Origin of the sequence: Pseudonocardia ammonioxydans (genome assembly GCF_900115005.1) — a bacterium.
In the GTDB taxonomy this organism is placed as follows: domain Bacteria; phylum Actinomycetota; class Actinomycetes; order Mycobacteriales; family Pseudonocardiaceae; genus Pseudonocardia; species Pseudonocardia ammonioxydans.
Genome location: NZ_FOUY01000005.1, coordinates 36,379 through 56,568, shown reverse-complemented (window position 1 = coordinate 56,568; position 20,190 = coordinate 36,379). Strand labels below are relative to the sequence as shown.

Sequence of the window (20,190 nt, the reverse complement as noted above, 5' to 3'; positions counted from 1 at the left end):
AGTCGTGTGGTTCGGGTTGCAGGCCCGTCGTTCACCCTGATAGCCCACACCCCTGTGGACGGCTACTCCCGGGGGAGGACCATGAACAGCAACAGCATCGGCCGCACGGTCGGGGCGTCCGTGGCTGCACTCGCGCTCGTCGGGCTGACCGCCTGCGGTGGCGAGACGCCGCAGGTGCCGAACGTGCCCACCGAGCTCCCGCAGGTCCCGGGCGTCGGCGATCCGCGCCAGGCGTTCGGCGACGCGCACCAGAAGGCACTGGGTCTGGCGGCGCTCGGCGGTGTCGGCCTGGAGCAGGGCGTCGGGCAGCAGGTCAAGGACCTCGCCCCGCAGGTGCAGGCAGAGGGCCAGCAGATCGACGAGCGGCTGCGCGGCCTGGCGTCGGGCATCGGCGTCTCGTTGCCGGACCAGGTCTCGCCGGAGATCCAGGCCCAGGTCGACGAGCTCAAGGCCCAGTCCGGCGAGCAGTTCGACCAGGGCTGGCTGCAGGCCGCCCAGGAGCAGGTCGGGCAGCTCAACGACCAGGCCCAGGGCCTGCTGAACGTGCCCGGCCTCCCGCCGGAGCAGGTCGAGCAGGCCCGGGCCCAGGTGACCAACCTGGGTGAGCTGAAGACCAAGCTGGACGAGGCGGCCGTCGCGGCCGGCGTCGCTGCGCCGGGTGGCGAGGGCGCCGGTGACGCCGCAGGCGGTGAGGACGGCGCCGGTGGCGAGAACGGGGCCGGTGAGAACGGCGCCGGCGGCGAGAACGGTGCCGCGGGTGGCGAGGACGGCGCTGCCGGCGAGAACGGTGCCGGCGAGAACGGTGCCGGTGGCGAGAACGGCGCCGCCGGAAGCGGTTCCGGTGAGGGCAGCGGTTCCGGCACGGGCGGCCAGGCCGCCGGCCCGGACGCGGGCGCCGGTGGCGCCGGTGCCGAGGGCTCCGGCTCGGGCCAGGAGGGCACCGCCGGCTCCGGCGGCGGCTCGGCCGAGACGCCGGGTCAGGGCAGCGCTCCCGCCGTCGACGCGGGCACCGGTGGCCAGGCCGCGTCGGCGTCCGACGCCGTCCTGCCGGTCGCGCTCGGCGGTGCCGGGCTCGTCCTGCTCGCCGCGGGCCTGATCCGGCTGCGCCGCTCGCGCGCGTGAGACCCTCGCGCGCGTGACGACACGGCGTCGGCACCCGCAGGACGGTGCTCGGGGAGCGGCAGCCCTGCTGCTCGCCGGCACCCTCCTGCTCGGCGCCGGCGCCGGGATCGCCCTCGGCGACGACCCGCGGGTCGTCGCCGAGGACCTGGGGACGCTGCCCGCGGCGGCCACCGGCCCCGCGCGACCGGTGCCGGCCGCGGCGGCGCTGCCGGTGCTGTCCGCACCGGCCCCCGCGCCCGTCGCCTCCGGCGTGCTCGACGGTGCCGGTGCACCCGGCCCGGGGCCCGCGCAGCCCGGCCCGGCCGCGTCCGCGCCCGGTGCACCCGATCCGGGCGGCCCGCAGGCCGTGCCCGGTGCCGGGCAGCCCGACCCCGCGGGGCCGGAGGAACGCGCCCGGCCGTTGCCCGGCCCCGGCGCGACGCCGCCGCGGCCCGCCGGGCCGCCCCCGATTGCCCCGGCGGAGCCGTGGACGGTCTCACCGATCCACGCCCTGCCCGCCGAGCCCGCTCCGGGCGGTCCCGGCACGGATGCCGGTCCCGATCCCGGGGCGCCGCCGCAGCCGGTGGTCCCGGCGACCCTGGAACTCCCCGCCCGCGGGATCACCGCACCCGTCGAGTCCGTCGCCACCGGACCCGACGGCGGCATGGTGATCCCGGAGGAGGTCGACACCGTCGGCTGGTGGTCACCGGGGGCCCCGCCGGGTGGCGCCGTGGGCAGCACCGTGATCGCCGGGCACGTCGACTCGCGCACCCGGGGCCTGGGCGTCCTGTCCGTGCTGCCGGAGCTGGGCGTGGGTGAGCCGGTCACCGTGCGGGGCACCGACGGCCGCACCGCGACCTACCGGGTCGCCGCGCGCCGCGAGTACGGCAAGCACGACCTGCCCGCGGAGGTGTTCCGCCGCGACGGCAGTCCGCAGCTCGCGCTGATCACCTGCGGGGGTGTGTTCGACCCGGCCACCGGCAGCTACGAGTCGAACATCGTCGTCTACGCGGTGCCCGAACCCGTCTGACCCGAACCGGCCCGCACAGACCTCGCCGAGATGCGGACCAGCGCGAATTGTCGATCTCCGGAGGACCGTGTGCCGCGTCTCGGCGCGGATCCGGACCCGGCGGGGTGGCGGGCCGGGTACGGAGCGGGCACTCGGATCGGGGGCGCACGCGACGGGTGCGTCGTGCGGGGTACGGATCCGGGCCGGAGGCGGCGGGTCCGTACCCTGACCTGGGTGAGCAGCAGCACCGTCACCGGTCCCGACCAGAACGCCACCGAGGCCCCGGAGTTCGCCGCGGTCCGGGAGGCCGCGCAGCGCGCCCGGGCCGCCGCCCCGGCCGTGCGCGCCGCGGCGCCGGGGGTGGTCGACGAGGCGCTGCGTGCCGCGGCGGCCCGGATCCGGGACGGGGCCCCGGAGCTCCTCGAGATCAACGCGGCCGACGTCGAGGCGGCCGAACGGAACGGCATGGCCGCCGGCCTGCTCGACCGGCTGCGGCTGACCGAGGAGCGCCTCGCCGGGATCGCCACCCAGCTGGAGGTGCTCGCCGCGACCCCCGAGCCGCCGACCGAGTGGCCGGTGCGCACCCTGGAGACCGGGGAGCGCGTGTTCGAACGCCGCATCCCGGTCGGCGTCATCGGTGCCGTGTTCGAGGCCCGCCCGAACGTGACCGTCGACGTCGCCTCGCAGGTGCTCAAGGCCCGCAGCGCCGCCGTGCTGCGCACCGGGTCGGCCGCGCTGCGCAGCGCCACCGCGCTGGTCGAGCGGATCCTGCGGCCCGCGCTGGCCGAGGCCGGGCTGCCGGAGAGCGCCGTCCAGCTCGTCCCGCTGCCCGGGCACGCCGGCGCCGAGGCCCTGGTCGGGCTGCCGGACCTGGTGCCGCTGGTGGTCGTGCGCGGCTCCGGGGAGGTCACCCGCAAGCTCTCGATGCTGGGCGCGACCGCGGGCACCCGGGTGCTCGCGCACGCCGACGGCGGCGGCGTGCTCTACCTCGACGCGTCCGCGAGCGAGGCCGACGTGGTCCGGCTGGTCACCGACTCGACCGACCGGCTCGGCGTCTGCAACCGGCTGAACCTGCTGCTCATCGACCGGCCGGTCTACGACACCCTGCTCCCGGTCGCCCGCGCCGCGCTGGACGCCCGCGGTGTCGCGCTCTCCGAACCGCCGCACACCCACCGGCTCGGGCACGAGTGGGCGCTGGACTCCGGCGCCGAGGCGCACGTGACCGTCGCACCGGTCGACGGCCCGGACGAGGCCGCCGACACCGCCGCGCGGGAGACCTCCGGGCTGGCCGCGACGATCTGCGCCTCGGACGAGGCGGTCGCCCAGCGCTTCATCGACCGCTACACCGGGACCGGGGTGTTCTGGAACGCGACCTCCCGGCTGCTCGACGGCTACAAGCTGCTCGGGCTGCCCGAGACCGGGATCAACGTCGACCAGACCCCGGGGCCGCGCGGCCCGGTCACCTACCGCGACCTCGGCCTGCGCCAGTTCGTGGTGCTGCCACCCGCCTGATCACGCACGTTGTCGGGGGCGCGGGATAGCCTCGCTGGCGTGTCCCCGGCCAACGTAACCGCCCCCGGCCCCGCCGCCGCGCCCACGGACCTGCCCGTGCACCGGGCGACGCTGTCCAACGGGCTGCGCGTGCTCGTCGTACCCGACCCGGCCACCCCGGTGGTCGGGGTCGCGGTACACGTCGACGTCGGCTTCCGGTCCGAACCGGAGGGTCGCACCGGCTTCGCGCACCTGTTCGAGCACCTGATGTTCCAGGGCAGCGAGAGCCTGGAGAAGCTGGAGCACTTCCGCCAGGTCCAGGCCGCCGGCGGGATCTTCAACGGCTCCACCCACCAGGACTACACCGACTACTTCCAGGTGCTGCCCGGCGCGGCACTGGAGCGGGCGCTGTTCCTGGAGGCCGACCGGCTGCGCGCGCCGAAGCTCACGCCGGAGAACCTGCGCAACCAGGTCGACGTGGTGAAGGAGGAGATCCGGCTCAACGTCCACAACCGCCCCTACGGTGGCTTCCCGTGGATCCTGCTGCCGCCGGTCCTCTACGACACCTTCCCGAACGCGCACAACGGCTACGGCGACTTCTCCGAGCTGGAACAGGCGAGCCTGGACGACGCGGCGGCGTTCTTCGACACCTTCTACGCCCCCGGCAACGCGCTGGTCACCGTGCACGGCGACCTGGGCGAGCACGGGGTGGACGGCACCCTGGCGCTGGTCGAGCGCCACTTCGGGGACATCCCGGCGCGGCCGGTCCCGCAGCGCCCGTCGTTCGCCGAGCCGGTGCCGGGGACCGAGCGCCGCCACGGCGTGGCCGACCCGCACGCCCCGCTGCCCGCGCTGGCCCTCGGCTACCGGGTGCCCGACCCCGCCGCGGACCCGGACTCCTACCTCGCGCACGCCATGCTCGCCTCCGTCCTCACCGACGGCGAGGCGGCCCGCCTGCAGCGCCGGCTGGTGCACGCCGACGGGCTGGTCACCGACGTCGCGGCCACGAACGGCCTGATGGGCGGCCCGTTCGACGCCCGCGACCCGGACACCTTCACGATCACCGCCGTGCACCCGGCCGAGGTGAGCGCCGATCGGGTGACCGCCGCGGTGGACGACGAACTGGACCGGCTCGCCGAGCAGGGGCCCGACACCGAGGAGCTCGCGCGCCAGTCCGCCCGCTGGACGGCCGCGCTGCACCGCGAGGACGACCGGGTGATGTTCCGGATGCTGGGGCTCGGCGCCCGGGAGCTGCTCTACGGCCGGGCCGAGCTGGCCGTCGAGCTGCCCGCCCGGCTGGCCGCACTGACCGGCGACGACGTCGCGGCGGCCGCCGCCCGGCTGCGCTCGGCCGGGCGCGCGGTGCTGACCGTCGAACCCGCCGGCGACGACGGCGCGGACCGGCCCGCCGGCGCAGACACCGACCGCACCGAGGGGAGCAGCGCGTGACCGCCGCCCGTACCCACCGCAGCGCCGAGGAGATCGGCCGTACCGAGCGGGGCCCGCGCGAGCTGCCCGCACTCGGCGCGACCAAGCAGGTGCCGCTGCCCGATGTCGTCAGCGAGACGCTGCCGAACGGGCTCACCGTGCTCGCCGCCCACCGGCCCGGCGTCCCGCTGGTCGAGACCGTGCTGCGGATCCCGTCCGCGGCACCGGGATCGTCCGCGGACCCCGCCTGGACCGCCGGCACCGAGGTCGTCGCCGAGACGATGCTGACCGGCACCACCGGGCGGGACCGGGTCCGGCTCGACGACGACCTCGCCGCCGTCGGGGGCGAGCTGGCCGTCGGGGTCGACCCGGAGTGGCTGCAGGCCGGCGGGTCCGCGCTGGCCTCCGGGCTGCCGGTGGTGCTCGACGTGCTGGCCGACGTCCTCACCGGGGCCACCCACCCCGACGACGAGGTGCTCCGCGAGCGGGCCCGGCTCGCCGAGCGGATCGCCGTCGCCCGCGCCCAGCCGCGCACGGTCGCTCGCGAGGCGTTGATGCGCAAGCGCTTCGGCGACCATCCGATCGTCTCGGAGCTGCCGACGGCCGAGGCCGTCGCCGAGGTCACCCCGGAGCAGGTCCGCGCGCTGCACGCCGAGGTCGTCGTCCCGGACGGCGCGCGGCTGGTGCTCGTCGGCGACATCGACCCGGAGGCCGCGATCGCCGAGGTCGCCCGCCGGCTCGGTGGCTGGACCGGCGACCACCCGGCCCACCGGCTGTCCGCGCCGACCCCGCCGGCGGCCGGCGACCTGGAACTCGTGCACCGTCCCGGTTCCGTGCAGTCCCAGCTGCGGCTGACCGCGCCCGGGCTCGAGCGCACCGACGAGCGCTACACCGCCTACCAGCTCGCGAACCTGGTCTTCGGCGGCTACTTCTCGTCACGCTGGATGGAGAACGTCCGCGAGGACAAGGGCTACACCTACGGCGCGCACTCCGGTCAGGAGTTCGTGCCGGGTGGCGCGGTGCTCGGGCTCGACACCGACGTGGCCTCCGACGTCACCGCCGCCGCGCTGCTCGAGACCCGCTACGAGCTGGGCCGCATGGTCGCCGTCCCACCCACCGAGCAGGAGGTCGACTCGGCCCGCCGCTACGCGATCGGTTCGCTGCTGATCTCACTCGACAGCCAGTCCGCGCTGGCCGGGACGCTGTCCGCGCTGGACGCGGCCGGGCTGGACGTGGAGTGGCTGCGGGACCGGCCACGACGGCTGGAGGAGGTGACACCGGCGCAGGTGGCCGAGGCCGCGGCGGAGCTGTTCGCCCCGTCCCGGTTCACCGGTGTGATCGTCGGTGACGCCGAGGTCGTCGGTCCGCGCCTGGCGGCGCTCGGCGGGGTGAGCCGGTCGTGAGCCGCGGCTACTTCGAGCTGGCCGACCAGCCGGTCCTCTCGCGCAACCTCCTCGACCGCGACGAGCGGCTGCGCCTGGACCCGGACTACGTGCGCGACTCCTGGGCGAAGGCGCGGGTGCTGGTCGTGGACGAGTCCGGGCGCACCCCGGTGGACTGGGAGGTCGACCCGGGCCGGGAGTTCCACGAGACCGACGCCGCCGCCTGGGACGCGGCCGCCGGCCGGGGCGGGCGGGTCCGCACCCGCACCGGCACTGACCTGGCTCCCGAGCCGCCTGCCGAGGCGGTGCTGCTCGGTGAGGCCGACGGCGTCCCCTACTGGGCGGTCCGCGGGGGTCCGGCCTGGACCGCGGCGGACGACCCGGGGGAGTGGGCGGACCTGCGGGCCGCCGGCGCGTTCCTCGACCCGCTGGGCTCGGGCCTGCTCACCGGCGCGGTCGCCACCCTGAACTGGCACGACCGCGCGCGGTTCTGCGCGGTCGACGGCACCCGCACCCGGCCGCACAACGCGGGGTGGGCACGGATGTGTGAGAACGGGCACGAGGAGTACCCGCGCACCGACCCGGCGGTCATCTGCCTGGTGCACGACGGTGCCGACCGGGTGCTGCTCGCCCGCCAGCCGGTGTGGCCGGTCGGCCGCTACTCGGTGCTCGCGGGGTTCGTCGAGTCCGGTGAGTCCCTCGAGGCGTGCGTGCACCGGGAGATCGCCGAGGAGGTCGGGCTCGACGTCACCGACGTCCGCTACCTGGGCAGCCAGGCGTGGCCGTTCCCGCGGTCGCTGATGGTCGGCTTCCACGCGATCGCCGACCCGGACGCACTGCTGCGCCCGCAGGACGGCGAGATCGCCGACGCGCTGTGGGTGACCCGGACCCAGCTGCGGGCCGCGCTGGCCCGCGGTGACTGGGCCGGCCGCGACGACGGGCGGGACGCGCACGAGAGCACCGACCCGGTCGTCCTGCTGCCGGGCAAGGTGTCGATCGCGCGGACGATGCTGGACTCCTGGGCGGCGGCCGGCGGCTGACCCCCGGCACACGACGGCGGCCCGGGCACACCGCCCGGGCCGCCGCTGTCGTGGTGGGAGTCCCGGGTCCCGAGGACCCGGGCTGCCTCAGCTCGCCAGTCGCTGCTCGACCTCGGCGAAGCTGGGGTTGGTCGCGACCGACTCGTCGGGGAAGACGACGGTCGGCACGGTCCGGTTCCCGCCGTTGGCCTGCTCGACGAACGCCACCGCGTCCGGCTCGCGCTCGATGTCGATCTCGCGGTAGCCGATCCCGGCCTGGTCGAGCTGCAGCTTCAACCGGCGGCAGAAGCCGCACCAACTGGTCGTGTACATGGTCAGGTCCGCCATGTCCCGGTCAACGGCGGCCGGGCCCCGGATCTTCCCGGGGTGTCTCTTTCCGTTCCGGCAAGAGACTTGACTTTCCGAATGTGCAACTGATTGAGTTGCCGGTATGGAAAACGATGCGTCACCCGGGAGCCGGGACGGATCCGCCGAGGAGGTCCTGCGCGGGCTCGAGGCGGACCGCACCGCACTCGCCGGCCGGATGGCCGCCCCGGGGTGGATCCACGTCGCGTTCGCGCTGGTGGCGGCCGGGTACGTGCTCCTGCCCGTGTTCGACGACGGCGTGCGGGACGGGCTCCTGCCGTTCCTGCTGGTCGCCGTGCTGGCGCTGCTCTGGTACCAGCGCTCGGTGACCGGGATCCGCGCGGGCGCGGTCGGCGCCGCGGCGTGGGGGGTCTTCCTCGTCACCGTGGTCGCGATCCTGGCGCTGGTCAGCGTGTCCTTCGCGCTGGTCGCGTCGCTCTCGCCGTGGTGGGCGGCCGTGCCCGCCGTGGTCTGCTTCGTGGTGGCGCTGTCGGCGAACCGGTGGTTCGAACGACTGAGCCGGGAGCACGTCCGTCGTGGCCGGTGACGGGACCAGCGGTGCCGGGGGCCCCGTCGGCGCCGTGTCCGGGTTCGACGACACCATCCACGCCCCGGTCCGGCTCCGGATCAGCGGCATCCTGCGGCACGTCGAACAGATCGACTTCGCGGTGCTGCGCGACACCCTCGGCGTCGCCGACGCCACGCTGTCCAAGCACCTGAAGGTCCTGGTCGACGCGGGCTACGCGACGACCGCGAAGTCCCGCTCCGCGACCCGCGCCGACGCCCGCCGGCTCACCTGGATCTCCCAGACCCCGGCCGGGCGGGACGCCTTCGACGCCCACGTCGAGGAGCTGCGCCGGATCGCGGTCGGGGCCGAGGCCGGCCCGACGGCCCGGGACGAGGCCTGACCCGCGACGGCCGCCGGGACCGGACGGGCACGCGGGCGGGGCAGGAGGCGGCCGCCCCGGTCCCGTCCGCCGGCGCCGGGAGCAGCGTCGACCGGGAGAGTGCCCGGGCGGCCCGAGGTTGTCGGGGGCGGGTGTCAGGATGGGGTCGTGCCGTCCCGAACCACCGCTCCCGGTCCTGCCCGCGCGACCCGGGGCGCGCCGGGGCCGGGAGACCCGGCGGGTCCGGACGGCCTCGACCCCGAGCAGCGGGCCGCCGTCACCGCCCCGCGCGGGCCGGTCTGCGTGCTCGCGGGCGCCGGCACCGGCAAGACCCGCACGATCACCCGCCGGATCGCGCACCTGGTGGGGCAGGGCCACGTCGTGGCCGGGCAGGTCCTCGCCGTCACCTTCACCGCCCGCGCGGCCGGTGAGCTGCGCACCCGGCTCCGGCAGCTCGACGCGCCCGGTGTGCAGGCCCGCACGTTCCACGCGGCCGCGCTGCGCCAGCTGCGCTACTTCTGGCCGCAGGTGGTCGGTGGCACGCCGTGGCCGCTGCTCGACGGCAAGCTCCGGATCGTCGGCCAGGCCGCGGCGCGGGCCCGGGTCGGTACCGACTCCGATGCGCTGCGCGATCTCACCTCCGAGATCGAGTGGGCGAAGTCGTCGCTGATCGCGCCGGTCGACTACGCGGCCGAGGCCGCGCGGCGCCGGCGGGACACCCCCGGGCCCGCCGACCAGGTCGCCGAGGTCTACGCGGGCTACGAAGAGCTCAAGAACGCGGCCGAGATGCTGGACTTCGACGACCTGCTGCTGCACACCGCGGTCGCGCTGGAGGAGCACCCCGGGGTCGCCGACGAGTTCCGGTCGCGGTACCGCTGCTTCGTCGTCGACGAGTACCAGGACGTCACCCCGCTGCAGCAGCGCCTGCTCGACGCGTGGCTCGGGGACCGCGACGACCTCACCGTGGTCGGTGACGCCAACCAGACGATCTACACCTTCGCCGGTGCCTCACCCCGCTACCTGCTGGAGTTCCCGCGGCGCTTCCCGGAGGCGACCCTCGTCCGGCTGCAGCGCGACTACCGGTCCACCCCGCAGATCGTCGGGTCGGCGAACCAGCTGATCTCCTCCGCCCGGCACCGCCCGGCGGGCTCGCGCCTGCAGCTGGTCGGCCAGCTCCCGCCCGGCCCGGACCCGGACTTCTCCGAGCACGACGACGAGCCGGCCGAGGCCGCCGCCGTCGCCGGGCGCATCCTGACGCTGCTCTCCGACGGCACGGAGCCCTCGGAGATCGCGGTGCTGTTCCGGATCAACGCGCAGTCCGAGGCCTACGAGCAGGCGCTGTCCGACGCCGGCGTGCCCTACCAGGTGCGCGGCGGCGAGCGGTTCTTCGCCCGCCCGGAGATCCGCCGGGCGATGATCGCGCTGCGCGGTGCGGTGCCCGAGCAGCGACCCGGCACCGATCTCGTGGACGTCACCCGGGCCGTGCTCGGTGCCCGCGCCGGACTCACCGACGAGCCGCCGAAGGGGGCGACCCTGCGTGCGCAGTGGGAGTCGCTGCTCGCCCTGGTCGGGGTGGCCGAGGAGCTCGCCGCGATCGACCCGGCGGCCGACCTGGCCGCGCTCTGCGCCGAGCTGGACACGCGGGCCGACTCCGCGCAGGCCCCCGTCGTGCAGGGGGTGACGCTGGCGTCGCTGCACGCGGCGAAGGGCCTGGAGTGGGACGCGGTGTTCCTCGTCGGGCTGGCCGACGGGACGCTGCCGATCGGCCACGCCGGTGACGACGAGCAGGCCATCGAGGAGGAACGGCGGCTGCTGTACGTGGGTATCACCCGCGCCCGGCGGGTGCTGTCGATGTCGTGGTCGCTGTCGCGGGCCTCGGGGCGCGGCCCGAAGCGGCGGCGGTCCCGGTTCCTGTACGGGCTGATCCCGGACGCGCACCCGGCCTCGCGGATCGCGGGGGAGCGCCGCCCCGGCGGGGCCCGGCCGCGCTGCCGGGTGTGCGGGTCGCCGCTGTTCGGCGGTGCCGCCACCAAGCTCCTGCGGTGTGACGACTGCCCGTCCGATGTGGATCTCGAGCTGCTCGACCGGCTCAAGCAGTGGCGGGCCGCGGAGGCGAAGCAGCAGGACGTCCCGGCGTTCGTCGTGCTCACCGACGCGACGCTGACCGCGATCGCCGAGCAGCGGCCGTCCGACCCGTCGGCGCTGGTCGGGATCCCGGGTATCGGGGCGGCCAAGCTCGACCGGTACGGCGACTCCGTCCTGCGGCTGCTCGCCGAGCACGACGACGAGCGGTAGCCCCTCTTCGGTCGCCGCCCGGTGAACTTCCGGAGAGAACTCGGATATTCGGTTGCAACGGTGTGCGCGGCACTTCTAGTGTCGACGCCATCGAGTGGAGCAGATCACTCCACTCCGGCATGCGTCGAGCGGGAGACCGCCCGGCGGGAACAGGGAGGAGGCACCTGATGGACACGATCACCGCGATCGGCCGGACGGGCTCCGCCCTGCCGTGCGTTCCCGCGACCGTGCTGCCCGCTTCCGTGGCGGTCCCGTCCGCCCGCCTGCGTCGTCGCTGGGCGGAGCCGCTCCTGGTCGCGGCCGTCGCGCCCCGTACCGGGGGAGACGTGTCCCCGGTGATCAGCGGCCCGATCTTCGATGAGCACAAGTGCACAGGTGCGTCCGTTCCCGGGCGCCGAGGGGGTACCTGACCCTCAGCGCCCGCGCCGAGTCCCGTCGGGGCCGCGGAACCCACGCACATGGGTTCCGCGGCCCCGATTTTTTTGTCCGCAGATCCGTCCCGAGATGAGAAGTCCTGACAACACAGGTCCCCAGAAGTAGAGCCCGAGAAGTTCGATCGAGGAGGTCGATCGTGTACGTGCGTTCCGCTCCGTGTGACGGCGGAGTGATCAGGAACGAGACCGGTGGCGGTTGCGCCGGTTCCGACGAGGCGCGGCTGCGGGTCGCGCCGACCGGCCGGTCCGGCGAGCAGCGGTCGGCGCTGCCCTGCCGCAACGGCGACGCGGACCTCTGGTTCGCCGAGTCGCCTGCCGAGCTGGAGGAGGCCAAGACGCTCTGCGGCAGCTGCCCGGTGCGCGCGGCCTGCCTGGCCGGTGCGCTGGACCGCGGCGAGCCGTGGGGGGTGTGGGGCGGTGAGATCCTCGAGCGCGGCCGGGTGATCCCGCGCAAGCGTCCGAGGGGTCGACCGCGCAAGGCCGACCTGGAGCGCGACCGGGCCTACGCCCTGGCCGCCGGCAGCTGAGCCCGACCCGCCACCCGACCCGATCCCGAAGGAGACGACCGAGATGAACACCCTGATGACAGTCGAGACGATCCCGTGCCCGGTGCTCCGTGGTGACCGCACCACGGCCCTCGTGAACCAGGAGAACGCGAGGACGCTCATCCAGGAAGCCCTGGCGAGGTCGCATCGAGCGCACGGGCTACCCGCGGCGGCCGGTTAGCGGTCGCCGCACTGACCCGGCACGAACAGGCGCCCCGTCCGGACCTGCTCCGGACGGGGCGCCGTCATGTCCGGATCCGATGCCCGGCCGTGCCACTGCGCGGCCTCCGCACGCCGCCCCGCGCCGCGCCGTGCCACACCGCGCCACACCGCGCCGCGCCGAGCCGCGCCGAGCACGCCGTGGCGTCGTGCTCCCAGGGGCACCCTCGGGGCGCCTGGCGCTACGAGGGTGCCCCTGGCGGCGTTCGGCGCGGCGTCGGCTCGGGCTCGGGGGTTCCCGGTGCGCCCCGAGGGGGTCGTTGGGGGCGCCTGGCGCTACGAGGGTGCCCCTCGGGGCGTGCGGCGCGGCGCCGGTCCGGCTTCGGCGTGGCCGGGCACGTTCCCGGGAGCGGGGCGTCTCGCTCCACAGTGCCCCGAGGGTGCCGTTCGGGGCGCCTGGCGCCACGAGGGTGCCCCTGGGGGCACGGGCCGGCGCCGCCCGCCCCTGGGGGCACGGGTAGGAGCGCGGTGACGGGCGCCGGTGGTGGGACGAGCAAGTGCGCTTCCGGTGCTCAGGCCGGTGCCGGTGCGGCGAAGGCTGCGGCGAACTCCGGCGAGGGCGGGATCTCGGTGATCACGTCGACGAGCACCCCGTCCGGCCCGGCGACGATGAAGTGTCGTTGCCCGAAGTCCTCGTCGCGCAGCTCGAGGGTCACGGCCGGGCCGCCCGGGACGGCCAGGCGCTCCCACTCGGCGTCGACGTCGTCGACCTCCAGGTTCACCAGGACACCGGTCGCGGAGACGCCGCGGTAGGCCTCCGGGATCGTCGGATGGTCCCGGTCCAGCACGGCCAGCTCGCACCCCTCTCGGCGCAGGCTGACGTACCAGTCCGCCTCGAACGTGACCTCGAACCGCATCGGACCGGTCCAGAACGCGCGGGCGGCCGCGACGTCGTCGGTGGCGAGCACCGGATAGCAGCTGGTGAGCACGGTTCCTCCTGAGATTCACATACTGGCAGTATGTGAAGAACGCTACTGGCATACTCCCGGTACGTCAACGAAGGGAGTGCACGGTGGGGGTGCGGGCCGAGCAGCGGGAGCGGACGCGGACGGCGCTGCTGGACGAGGCCGAGCGGCTGTTCGCCCGGGACGGCTACGGCGCCGTCGGGCTCCCGGCGGTGGTCGCCGCGGCCGGTGTGACTAAGGGCGCGCTGTACCACCAGTTCGACGGCAAGGCGGGACTGTTCGGCGCCGTGCTCGAACGCGTGCAGGAGCGTGTCGCGGACCGGGTCGTCGCGGCCGCCGAAGCCGCGACCGGGCGGTGGGCGCAGCTGCGGGCCGGGTGCCGCGCGTTCCTCGACGCCAGCACCGAGCCGGCCGCAGCGCGGATCATGCTGGTCGACGGGCCGGCCGTGCTCGGCTGGCCGGCCTGGCGGGAGATCGACGAGCGGACCTCGGGCCGGCATCTCGCCGAGGGACTGACGGTGCTGGTCGACCACGGCGAACTGGATCCGCAGCCGGTCGAGCCCCTCGCGCGGCTGCTGTCCGGCGCGATGAACGAGCTGGCCATGTGGCTCACCGGGCCGGACGTGACCGACGCGGACCGGGACGGCGCCCGGGCCGCGCTGGACCGGGTCCTGGAGGGCTTGCGCCCCCGCAGCTGACGGCCGCGACCGCCCGGCTCCGATCCGCCCGGCTGCGGTCCGGCACGTCGCGGTCCGGCGGGCCGCGAGACGGCTGGGCTGTGGTCGGGCGGGCGGCGAGACGGCCGGGCTGTGGTCGGGCGGGCGGCGAGACGGCCGGGCTGTGGTCGGGCGGCCCGCGATCCGGCAACTCGCGATCCGGCAGGTCGCGATCAGGCAGGTCCCCGGAACCGGCCGGCCGGGTCAGCCGGTCGGTGCGTCCGGCTCGAACATCTCGGGCTGCCACTCGGCGACGATCTCGCGCAGCCGCACCCGGGCGTCGAGCTGGCAGAGGATCCCGACCGTCCCCATCGTCACCCGGTGCACGAGCAGGAACCGGGGCGGCAGGTTCAGCGACCGCCCGATCGCGGCGTCCGGGCTGCGCAGGTCCCCGACCCGCTCGGCCTGGCGCTGGATCCAGCGGCGGTTGAAGTGGAACTCCTCGGTCTCCAGCGGCTCGGTGAACGGGGCCAGGTAGCCGAGCACCTGCTCCTGGTCGATCCGGGCGCCGTCGTGGACGAACCCGGCCGAGCGCATCAGCGCCATCAGGTCGCCGTCGCGGCCGCCGAGGGCGTACTTGGTCATCGCGACGAGCTCCGGCGGCATGCCGTCGGGCATCCGGGCCACGGCACCGAAGTCGAGGACGAGCAACCGGCCGTCGTCGAGGATCCCGAAGTTGCCCGGGTGCGGATCGGCGTGCAACAGGTGCGCACGGTCCGGCGCCGAGTAGTGGAAGCGGGCCAGCTGGTTGCCGGCGTGATCGCGTTCCTCGGCGGACCCGTCCCGGATGATCGACGACAGCGGGCGGCCCTGCACCCACTCGGTGATGACGGCCTTCGGCGCCGAGCCGACCACCCGCGGGATCCGCACGTCCGGGTCGCCCTCGAAGAAGGAGGCGAACTCGCGCTGGTAGGTGGCCTCGTCGCGGTAGTCGAGCTCCTCCTCCATCCGGTCGCGCAGCTCGTTGATCAGCGGCTTGATCTCCAGGCCGGGCACGAGCGGCTGCAGGATCCGGCTCATCCGGCCGAGCTGGCGCAGGTCCGACCGCAGTGCCTCCTCCGCCCCCGGGTACTGCACCTTGACCGCGACCTCGCGCCCGTCGCGCTTCCACACGGCGCGGTGCACCTGGCCGATGCTGGCCGACGCGGCCGGGGTCTCGTCGAACTCGGCGAACCGGGACTTCCAGCCCCGGCCGAACTGCTGGGTCAGCATGTAGTCGACGTCGTCCATCGGCATGGGCGGTGCCGCGGACTGGAGCTTGGTCAACGCCTCCCGGTAGGGCTCGGCGTACTCGTCGGGAATGGCGGCCTCGAACACGGACAGTGCCTGCCCGAACTTCATCGCGCCGCCCTTGAGCTCGCCGAGCACCGCGAACAGCTGTTCGGCGCTCTTCGCGGCGATCCCTGCGGCGATCTCCTCCCGGTCGCCACCGGTGAGCCGGCGTCCGAAGCCCGCGGCCGCGCGCCCGGCGACGCCGAGCGGAAGACCGGCGAGCTTGGCGGTACGGGAGGCCGTACGGCGGGGAATGTCGGTCACACCTCGATTGTCCACCCCACGGGCGGCAGAGTGCACGCCACCGTCGGCCCCGTCACCGCACCGCAGCAACAGCCGGGGCGGACGTGGACGGGTCTCCTGGAGATCGTCGCCGTGTCCGGGTCGATCTCCAGCTCGGCCGCCCACGACGCGGGCGGGTCACCCCCGCGGACCGGGCCGTCGAGTGCCGCGAGGGCCTGCCCGACGGCGAGTGCCCCGGTCGCCGAGACCACGTGCGGTTCGGCGGTGCGGGGCCCCTCCGGCCCGTCCCCGGCCCGGTCCGGGCAGCGCAGGCACGGTCCGCGCCCGGGCAGCACCAACGGGCCGACGACCCCGACCCCGTTGCGCAGCGTGACCGCCAGGTGTTCCACGACGCCGTCCGGGCCGGGCGCGGGCGGTCCGGCGAGGACGACGAGGTCCGGCGGCACCCGCCCGGCGGCGCCGGACTCGAGACCGGTGTCGTCGAGCAGGGTGCGCAGTACCGCGGCCCGCTCTTGCCCGGCGGCGGCCGGGGGCAGTCCCGCTGCGACGTCGTCCGGTCCCGCCCGGCCGGTGACCTGCGGCGACACGTGCCCGACCCCGGCCCGGGCCAGCCCGGTCACGACGGCGACCGCGAGCGAGGAGTCCCCGCGCACCTCCACCAGCGCGGACGCCCGCCGCCGCCGGATCCGCGCGGCCGGGTCGGGGTCGGTGAGCAGCCCGGCCCGCAGCAGCACACCGAGCAGCGCCGCGAGCGCGGTGCGGTCGGGCCCCGGCGGCGCGCCCGCGAGCAGGTCCGCGACGTCGGCCGGCCCACCGGCGAGCCGGTCCAGGGCGGCGACGGCAGCGGGGGACAGGCCGTCGAGGGTCCGGGCCCGCGGACCGGCGCCGACCCGGTGGGTGTGCGGGCCGGTCCGGAGGAGGGCGTGGTGCGGGGCGAGCCACAGCCGCCGCGGGAGCCCTGTCGTGGGGTGCACCGCGGCACGGTGCCGCGGCCGGTGCGGCACCGGGCCCGGATCCGGTCGGAGGTTCGCCGGTGCGAACCGGTGCTCCGCGGCCCGTTCGAGGCCACCCGCCGGCGCCCCGGGGGCGGTGGTGCCCGACCGGCGGCTCACCCCCGAGCGGCGCGGCACCTTACCCTGGGGGCATGGCTAGCCCCCCGGTCGAGGTCCGTCGCAGTGCTCGCCGGAAGCGGATGGTCAGTGCCCGACGCGAGGGCGACCGGGTCGTCGTGTTCATCCCCGGCTGGATGTCGGCGGAGCAGGAGCGCGACTGGGTCGCCGAGATGGTCAAGCGGATCGAGGCGAGCGAGGCGCGCCGGCGGTCCCCCGGGCGCAGCGGGGACGAGGCCCTGCTGGCCCGCGGCCGGGAGCTGTCGCAGCGCTGGCTGGAGGGTCGCCCGGACCCGGTCTCGGTCCGCTGGGTGCCGACGATGCGGACCCGCTGGGCGTCGTGCACGCCCGACGACCGCACCATCCGGATCAGCGAGCGGCTCCGCGACGCGCCCGGCTGGGTCGTCGACTACGTGCTGGTGCACGAGCTGGCGCACCTGCTCTCCGCGGCGCACGACGAGGTCTTCTGGTCCTGGGTGCACCGCTATCCGCGCACCGAGCGGGCGATCGGCTACCTCGAGGGCCTGAACGCCGCGGCGGCGCTGGGCATCACCGGCGTGGACGGCGACCCGTCGACCGGTGACGACGACCCGCCCGCGGCACCGGGACAGGAGCTGCCCGAGGGCCCGGTGGCCGCAACCGGCAGCTGACCCCGGGCACGGCCGGCGACGGACCCGACGGGTGCGGCCGGCGATCGACTACGAGGGCGGCCACCCAGCGGCGAATCGGTGGGTGCGGCCGGCAGCCGACTCCGCGGGCGGCCACCCAGCGGTTGACCGGTGGGCGCGGCCGGTGGTGACTCGGCGGGCACAGCCGTCAGCCGACCCGGCGGCCACGCGGCGGGTGCAGCCGGCGGTCGGCCCGGCGGACGCGGTCACCCGGCGACCGCGTCGGCCGTATGTCAGGACTGGCCGCGGGACGTCCCACCCGGATCGTCGGTGTCCCCGTCGGAGCCGGAGCTGCCGGAGTCGGAGTCGGCCGAGCCGGAGTCGGCAGAACCGGAGGCGGTCGAGCCGGAGCTGCCGGAGTCGGCCGGGCCGGAGTCACCCTGGTCGGACCCGTTCCCGTCGGACGTGTCCCGATCGCGACCGGCGTCGGCGGCCATCTGGCGCTCGAGCTCGGCGATCGGGTCGTCGGGGACCCCGCCCTCGGAGGAACCCCCGCGGACGAACGCCTCGGGCGAGTCCAGGTCGTCCGTCGCCGGGATGAGGTCCGGGTGGGCCCAGATCGCGTCCCGGCCGTCGATGCCCCGCTCGGTCCGCAGCAGCTGCCACAGCTCGGCGGCGGCACGCAGCCGCCGCGGCCGCAGCTCCAGCCCCACGATCGTCGCGAACGCCTGCTCGGCGGGCCCGCCGGACGCTCGGCGGCGGCGCATGGTCTCGCGCATCGCCCCGGCACCGGGCAGCCGCTCGGCGAGCGCCTCGTCGACGACGGTGTCCACCCAGCCCTCGATCAGCGCGAGCAGCGTCTCCAGCCGGGCCAGCGCGGCCTTCTGCTCCGGGGTGTCCTCCGGCTCGAACATGCCGGACTGCATGGCCTCCTGGATCGACTCCGGGTTCGACGGGTCGATCCCGCGGGCCAGCTCCTCGATCCGCGAGGTGTCGACGGTGATGCCGCGGGCGTAGTCCTCGACGGCGCCGAGCAGCCGCTCGCGCAGCCACGGCACGTGGGTGAACAGCCGCTGGTGGGCGGCCTCGCGCGCGGCCAGGTAGAGGGTGACCTCCCCGGCCGGGCGGTCCAGGCCCTCGGTGAACCGGCCGATCGCCTCCGGCAGCAGCACCGTCGTGCGCTCCGGGCCGACCGGGATGCCGAGCTCGGTGGAGGTCAGCACCTCCTTGCCCAGCTGCGCCAGGCCCTGGCCGAGCTGGCTGCCGAACGCCATCCCGCCCATCTGGCCGAGCATCCCCAGCATCGGCCCGGCCGCCGTGCGGACCTCCTCGGGTAGTCCCTCGACCCAGGCCGACGACAACCGCTTGGCCACCGGGTCGCACAGCCGCTTCCAGGTCGGCATCCCGGCGCGCACCCAGTCACTCGGCGTCCACGCCTTCGCCTCGCCGCCCGCGGAGGGGAACGAGGTCGCCGGGTCGAGCCACAGCTCGGCGAGCCGGACGGCCTCGGCCACGGCCGTGCGCTGCTGGTCGGTGAGCGACGAGGTCGTCTGTGCGAGCTGCTGGGTGGCCAGCTGCGCGGCGAGGTCGTAGTTCACCGGGCCGTCCCCGCCGGAACCGCTGCCGGACTGGGACAGCATCTGGCCCAGCTGGGACAGCATCTGGCCGAGCTGGTTCATGTCGAAGTTGCCGCCCCCGCCCCCGGGCATCCCGGGCATGCCCGGCAGGCCGCCCATCCCGAACGCGGCGAACGGGTTCTGCTGCTGACCCGGCCCGCCGCCGGCGCCCGGGTCCCCGGACGCGGGGTGCGAGCCGAACCCGAACGGGTCCTTCGGGCCCTCGGGGCGGTCGCCCGTGCCGCCCTCGCCCTCGCCCGTGCCGGACGAGTCGTCCTTGTCGCGGTCGCGGTCGGCGGGGCCGAAGCCGAACGGGGTGTCACTCATGGGCACTACCGTACGCGCGGGGGTGCTCCGGACGCCGCTGGTGACGGCCTGTTCGCCGACGGCGCAGCGGGGAACTTTCCGGGCACCGGCGGGAACTACGAGCAGCCGGCCGGCGTTCCGCCGGCCTCGAGGGTCTCGAGCGCGGAGACGGCCTCGCCGACCGTCCCGGCCCGTACCAGGTTCAGCCCGTCCGGCGCGTCGGCCGCCGCCTCCGCGCAGTTCGCGGCCGGCACCAGGAAGACCTCGGCGCCGACCTCCTGGGCCTTGAGCATCTTGAACTGGATGCCGCTGATCGGGCCGACCCGTCCCTCGGCGTCGACGGTGCCCGTCCCGGCGACGAACCGGCCGCCGGTCAGCGGGCCGGGGGTCAGCTTGTCGACCAGCGCGAGGCTGAACATCAGGCCCGCGGACGGCCCGCCGACGTCGCCGAGCGTGATCGTGAGCTCCTGACCGGCGACCGGCGAGGTGGCCGGGGTGATCCCGAGGAACGCGCGTGCCGGGTCGCCGGGATGGCTGCCCGGGGTGATGGTGACGTCCCGCGGGGCCCCGCCCCGGACGACCGTCATGGTCAGGGGCACGTCGGGCCGGGCCGCACCGAGCGTGTCGAGCAGGGTCTGCACCGAGTCGATCGGCGTCCCGGCGACCGCGCGGATCTCGTCCCCCTCGACCAGCAGGCCCGCCGACGGCGAGCCGTCGGTGAGCGCCCCGACCGTCACCCGGGTCGGCAGACCGAGGTGGGTGAGCGCGGCGGCCTCGGCGTTGGCGATGGACCCGTCGAACTCCTGCTGGTTCTGCGCGGTCACCTGCTCGGCGCTCTCCCCGGGCGGGTACAGCGACGAGCGCGGCGCCAGCCGGTGGGTGCCCGAGGCCCACAGGCCGAGTGCGCGCAGCGCTGTGATGCCGTCGGTGACCCCGACGGTGGTCATGTTGAGGTGGCCGTCGGTGGGGTAGGTGGGCAGTCCCTCGGCGGAGACCACCGGGGTGCCGTTCACCTCGCCGAGGGTGTCGAACGTCGGGCCCGGCCCGAGGGCGACGACGGGGGCCGGGACCACCGATCCGACGACGGTGAGGCCCAGCAGCACCAGCAGTGCCGTCACCCACGTCGAAGATCGAACGTTCACGCGGCGCACCCTACGGACGTCGCCCGGTGCCGGGCGCAGCCGGGTTCGCCGGGAACCGGCCGTCGGCCTGCAGCGATACCGCTCGGGACGGCGTGGT

The 20,190-nt window shown here is 75.6% G+C and carries 18 protein-coding genes; 12 read left to right on the top strand and 6 right to left on the bottom strand.

Annotated features, from left to right (window positions below):
* The first annotated feature begins 81 nt into the window (after positions 1-81).
* The 6 genes from BM093_RS37855 to nudC all read left to right on the top strand — a co-directional run bounded on the left by BM093_RS37855 (position 82) and on the right by nudC (position 7,451).
* Complete coding sequence (locus tag BM093_RS37855; protein WP_093338910.1) at positions 82-1,122, top strand: DUF4142 domain-containing protein; 1,041 nt, start codon at positions 82-84, stop codon at positions 1,120-1,122.
* Positions 1,123-1,135: 13 nt separating this feature from the next.
* Positions 1,136-2,131 carry a class F sortase gene (locus tag BM093_RS06865; protein WP_093338907.1) on the top strand — a complete coding sequence of 332 codons (996 nt, stop codon included), beginning with the start codon at positions 1,136-1,138 and terminating at the stop codon, positions 2,129-2,131.
* Positions 2,132-2,344: 213 nt separating this feature from the next.
* A complete protein-coding gene (locus tag BM093_RS06860) occupies positions 2,345-3,622 on the top strand; it encodes an aldehyde dehydrogenase family protein (RefSeq protein WP_093338905.1) in 1,278 nt (425 codons plus the stop codon).
* Positions 3,623-3,661: 39 nt separating this feature from the next.
* Positions 3,662-5,050 (top strand): M16 family metallopeptidase, encoded by a 1,389-nt coding sequence (locus BM093_RS06855; RefSeq protein WP_093338902.1) that lies wholly within the window; start codon positions 3,662-3,664, stop codon positions 5,048-5,050.
* Positions 5,047-6,432 carry a M16 family metallopeptidase gene (locus BM093_RS06850; RefSeq protein WP_093338900.1) on the top strand — a complete coding sequence of 462 codons (1,386 nt, stop codon included), beginning with the start codon at positions 5,047-5,049 and terminating at the stop codon, positions 6,430-6,432. Before BM093_RS06855 ends, BM093_RS06850 begins: the two co-directional genes overlap by 4 nt.
* Complete coding sequence (nudC, locus tag BM093_RS06845) at positions 6,429-7,451, top strand: NAD(+) diphosphatase (protein ID WP_093338897.1); 1,023 nt, start codon at positions 6,429-6,431, stop codon at positions 7,449-7,451. Before BM093_RS06850 ends, nudC begins: the two co-directional genes overlap by 4 nt.
* An 87-nt stretch (positions 7,452-7,538) precedes the next feature.
* Here the strand turns inward: nudC and BM093_RS06840 are convergent, their stop codons facing one another.
* The gene (locus BM093_RS06840) at positions 7,539-7,763 is read right to left on the bottom strand and encodes a glutaredoxin domain-containing protein (RefSeq protein ID WP_281248692.1); all 225 of its coding nucleotides are present in this window, start codon (positions 7,761-7,763) and stop codon (positions 7,539-7,541) included.
* Between the two features lie 118 nt (positions 7,764-7,881).
* On the opposite strand from BM093_RS06840, the gene BM093_RS06835 reads away from it, so the two are divergent.
* The 4 genes from BM093_RS06835 (at position 7,882) to BM093_RS06815 (ending at position 11,939) form a co-directional block, all read left to right on the top strand.
* Complete coding sequence (locus tag BM093_RS06835; RefSeq protein WP_093338892.1) at positions 7,882-8,343, top strand: hypothetical protein; 462 nt, start codon at positions 7,882-7,884, stop codon at positions 8,341-8,343.
* A complete protein-coding gene (locus BM093_RS06830) occupies positions 8,333-8,704 on the top strand; it encodes a transcriptional regulator (protein WP_093338889.1) in 372 nt (123 codons plus the stop codon). The genes BM093_RS06835 and BM093_RS06830 overlap by 11 nt, the downstream gene beginning before the upstream one ends.
* A 147-nt stretch (positions 8,705-8,851) precedes the next feature.
* The gene (locus BM093_RS06825) at positions 8,852-10,978 is read left to right on the top strand and encodes an ATP-dependent DNA helicase UvrD2 (protein WP_177238310.1); all 2,127 of its coding nucleotides are present in this window, start codon (positions 8,852-8,854) and stop codon (positions 10,976-10,978) included.
* 655 nt (positions 10,979-11,633) lie between these two features.
* A complete protein-coding gene (locus BM093_RS06815; RefSeq protein WP_093339343.1) occupies positions 11,634-11,939 on the top strand; it encodes a WhiB family transcriptional regulator in 306 nt (101 codons plus the stop codon).
* A gap of 749 nt (positions 11,940-12,688) precedes the next feature.
* Here the strand turns inward: BM093_RS06815 and BM093_RS06805 are convergent.
* The gene (locus tag BM093_RS06805; RefSeq protein ID WP_093338880.1) at positions 12,689-13,105 is read right to left on the bottom strand and encodes a VOC family protein; all 417 of its coding nucleotides are present in this window, start codon (positions 13,103-13,105) and stop codon (positions 12,689-12,691) included.
* An 83-nt stretch (positions 13,106-13,188) separates the two neighbouring features.
* On the opposite strand from BM093_RS06805, the gene BM093_RS06800 reads away from it, so the two are divergent.
* Positions 13,189-13,779: a TetR/AcrR family transcriptional regulator gene (locus tag BM093_RS06800; protein WP_093338877.1), complete on the top strand. Its 591-nt coding sequence runs from the start codon at positions 13,189-13,191 to the stop codon at positions 13,777-13,779.
* A gap of 222 nt (positions 13,780-14,001) precedes the next feature.
* Here BM093_RS06800 and BM093_RS06795 read toward each other — a convergent pair whose 3' ends face one another.
* Entirely contained in the window at positions 14,002-15,333 is a 1,332-nt protein-coding gene (locus BM093_RS06795) for an ABC1 kinase family protein (RefSeq protein ID WP_093338873.1), read from the bottom strand.
* Positions 15,330-16,286 carry a hypothetical protein gene (locus BM093_RS06790; RefSeq protein WP_143105285.1) on the bottom strand — a complete coding sequence of 319 codons (957 nt, stop codon included), beginning with the start codon at positions 16,284-16,286 and terminating at the stop codon, positions 15,330-15,332. Before BM093_RS06790 ends, BM093_RS06795 begins: the two co-directional genes overlap by 4 nt.
* Positions 16,287-16,456: 170 nt before the next feature.
* Here BM093_RS06790 and BM093_RS06785 point away from each other — a divergent pair, with 170 nt between their 5' ends.
* Complete coding sequence (locus BM093_RS06785) at positions 16,457-17,071, top strand: M48 metallopeptidase family protein (protein WP_093338867.1); 615 nt, start codon at positions 16,457-16,459, stop codon at positions 17,069-17,071.
* 251 nt (positions 17,072-17,322) lie between these two features.
* Here BM093_RS06785 and BM093_RS06780 read toward each other — a convergent pair whose 3' ends face one another.
* Together BM093_RS06780 and BM093_RS06775 are read right to left on the bottom strand one after the other, a co-directional pair.
* Positions 17,323-18,972: a zinc-dependent metalloprotease gene (locus BM093_RS06780; protein ID WP_093338865.1), complete on the bottom strand. Its 1,650-nt coding sequence runs from the start codon at positions 18,970-18,972 to the stop codon at positions 17,323-17,325.
* Positions 18,973-19,067: 95 nt separating this feature from the next.
* Positions 19,068-20,093 (bottom strand): YlbL family protein, encoded by a 1,026-nt coding sequence (locus BM093_RS06775; RefSeq protein WP_245773347.1) that lies wholly within the window; start codon positions 20,091-20,093, stop codon positions 19,068-19,070.
* Positions 20,094-20,190 lie beyond the last annotated feature (97 nt).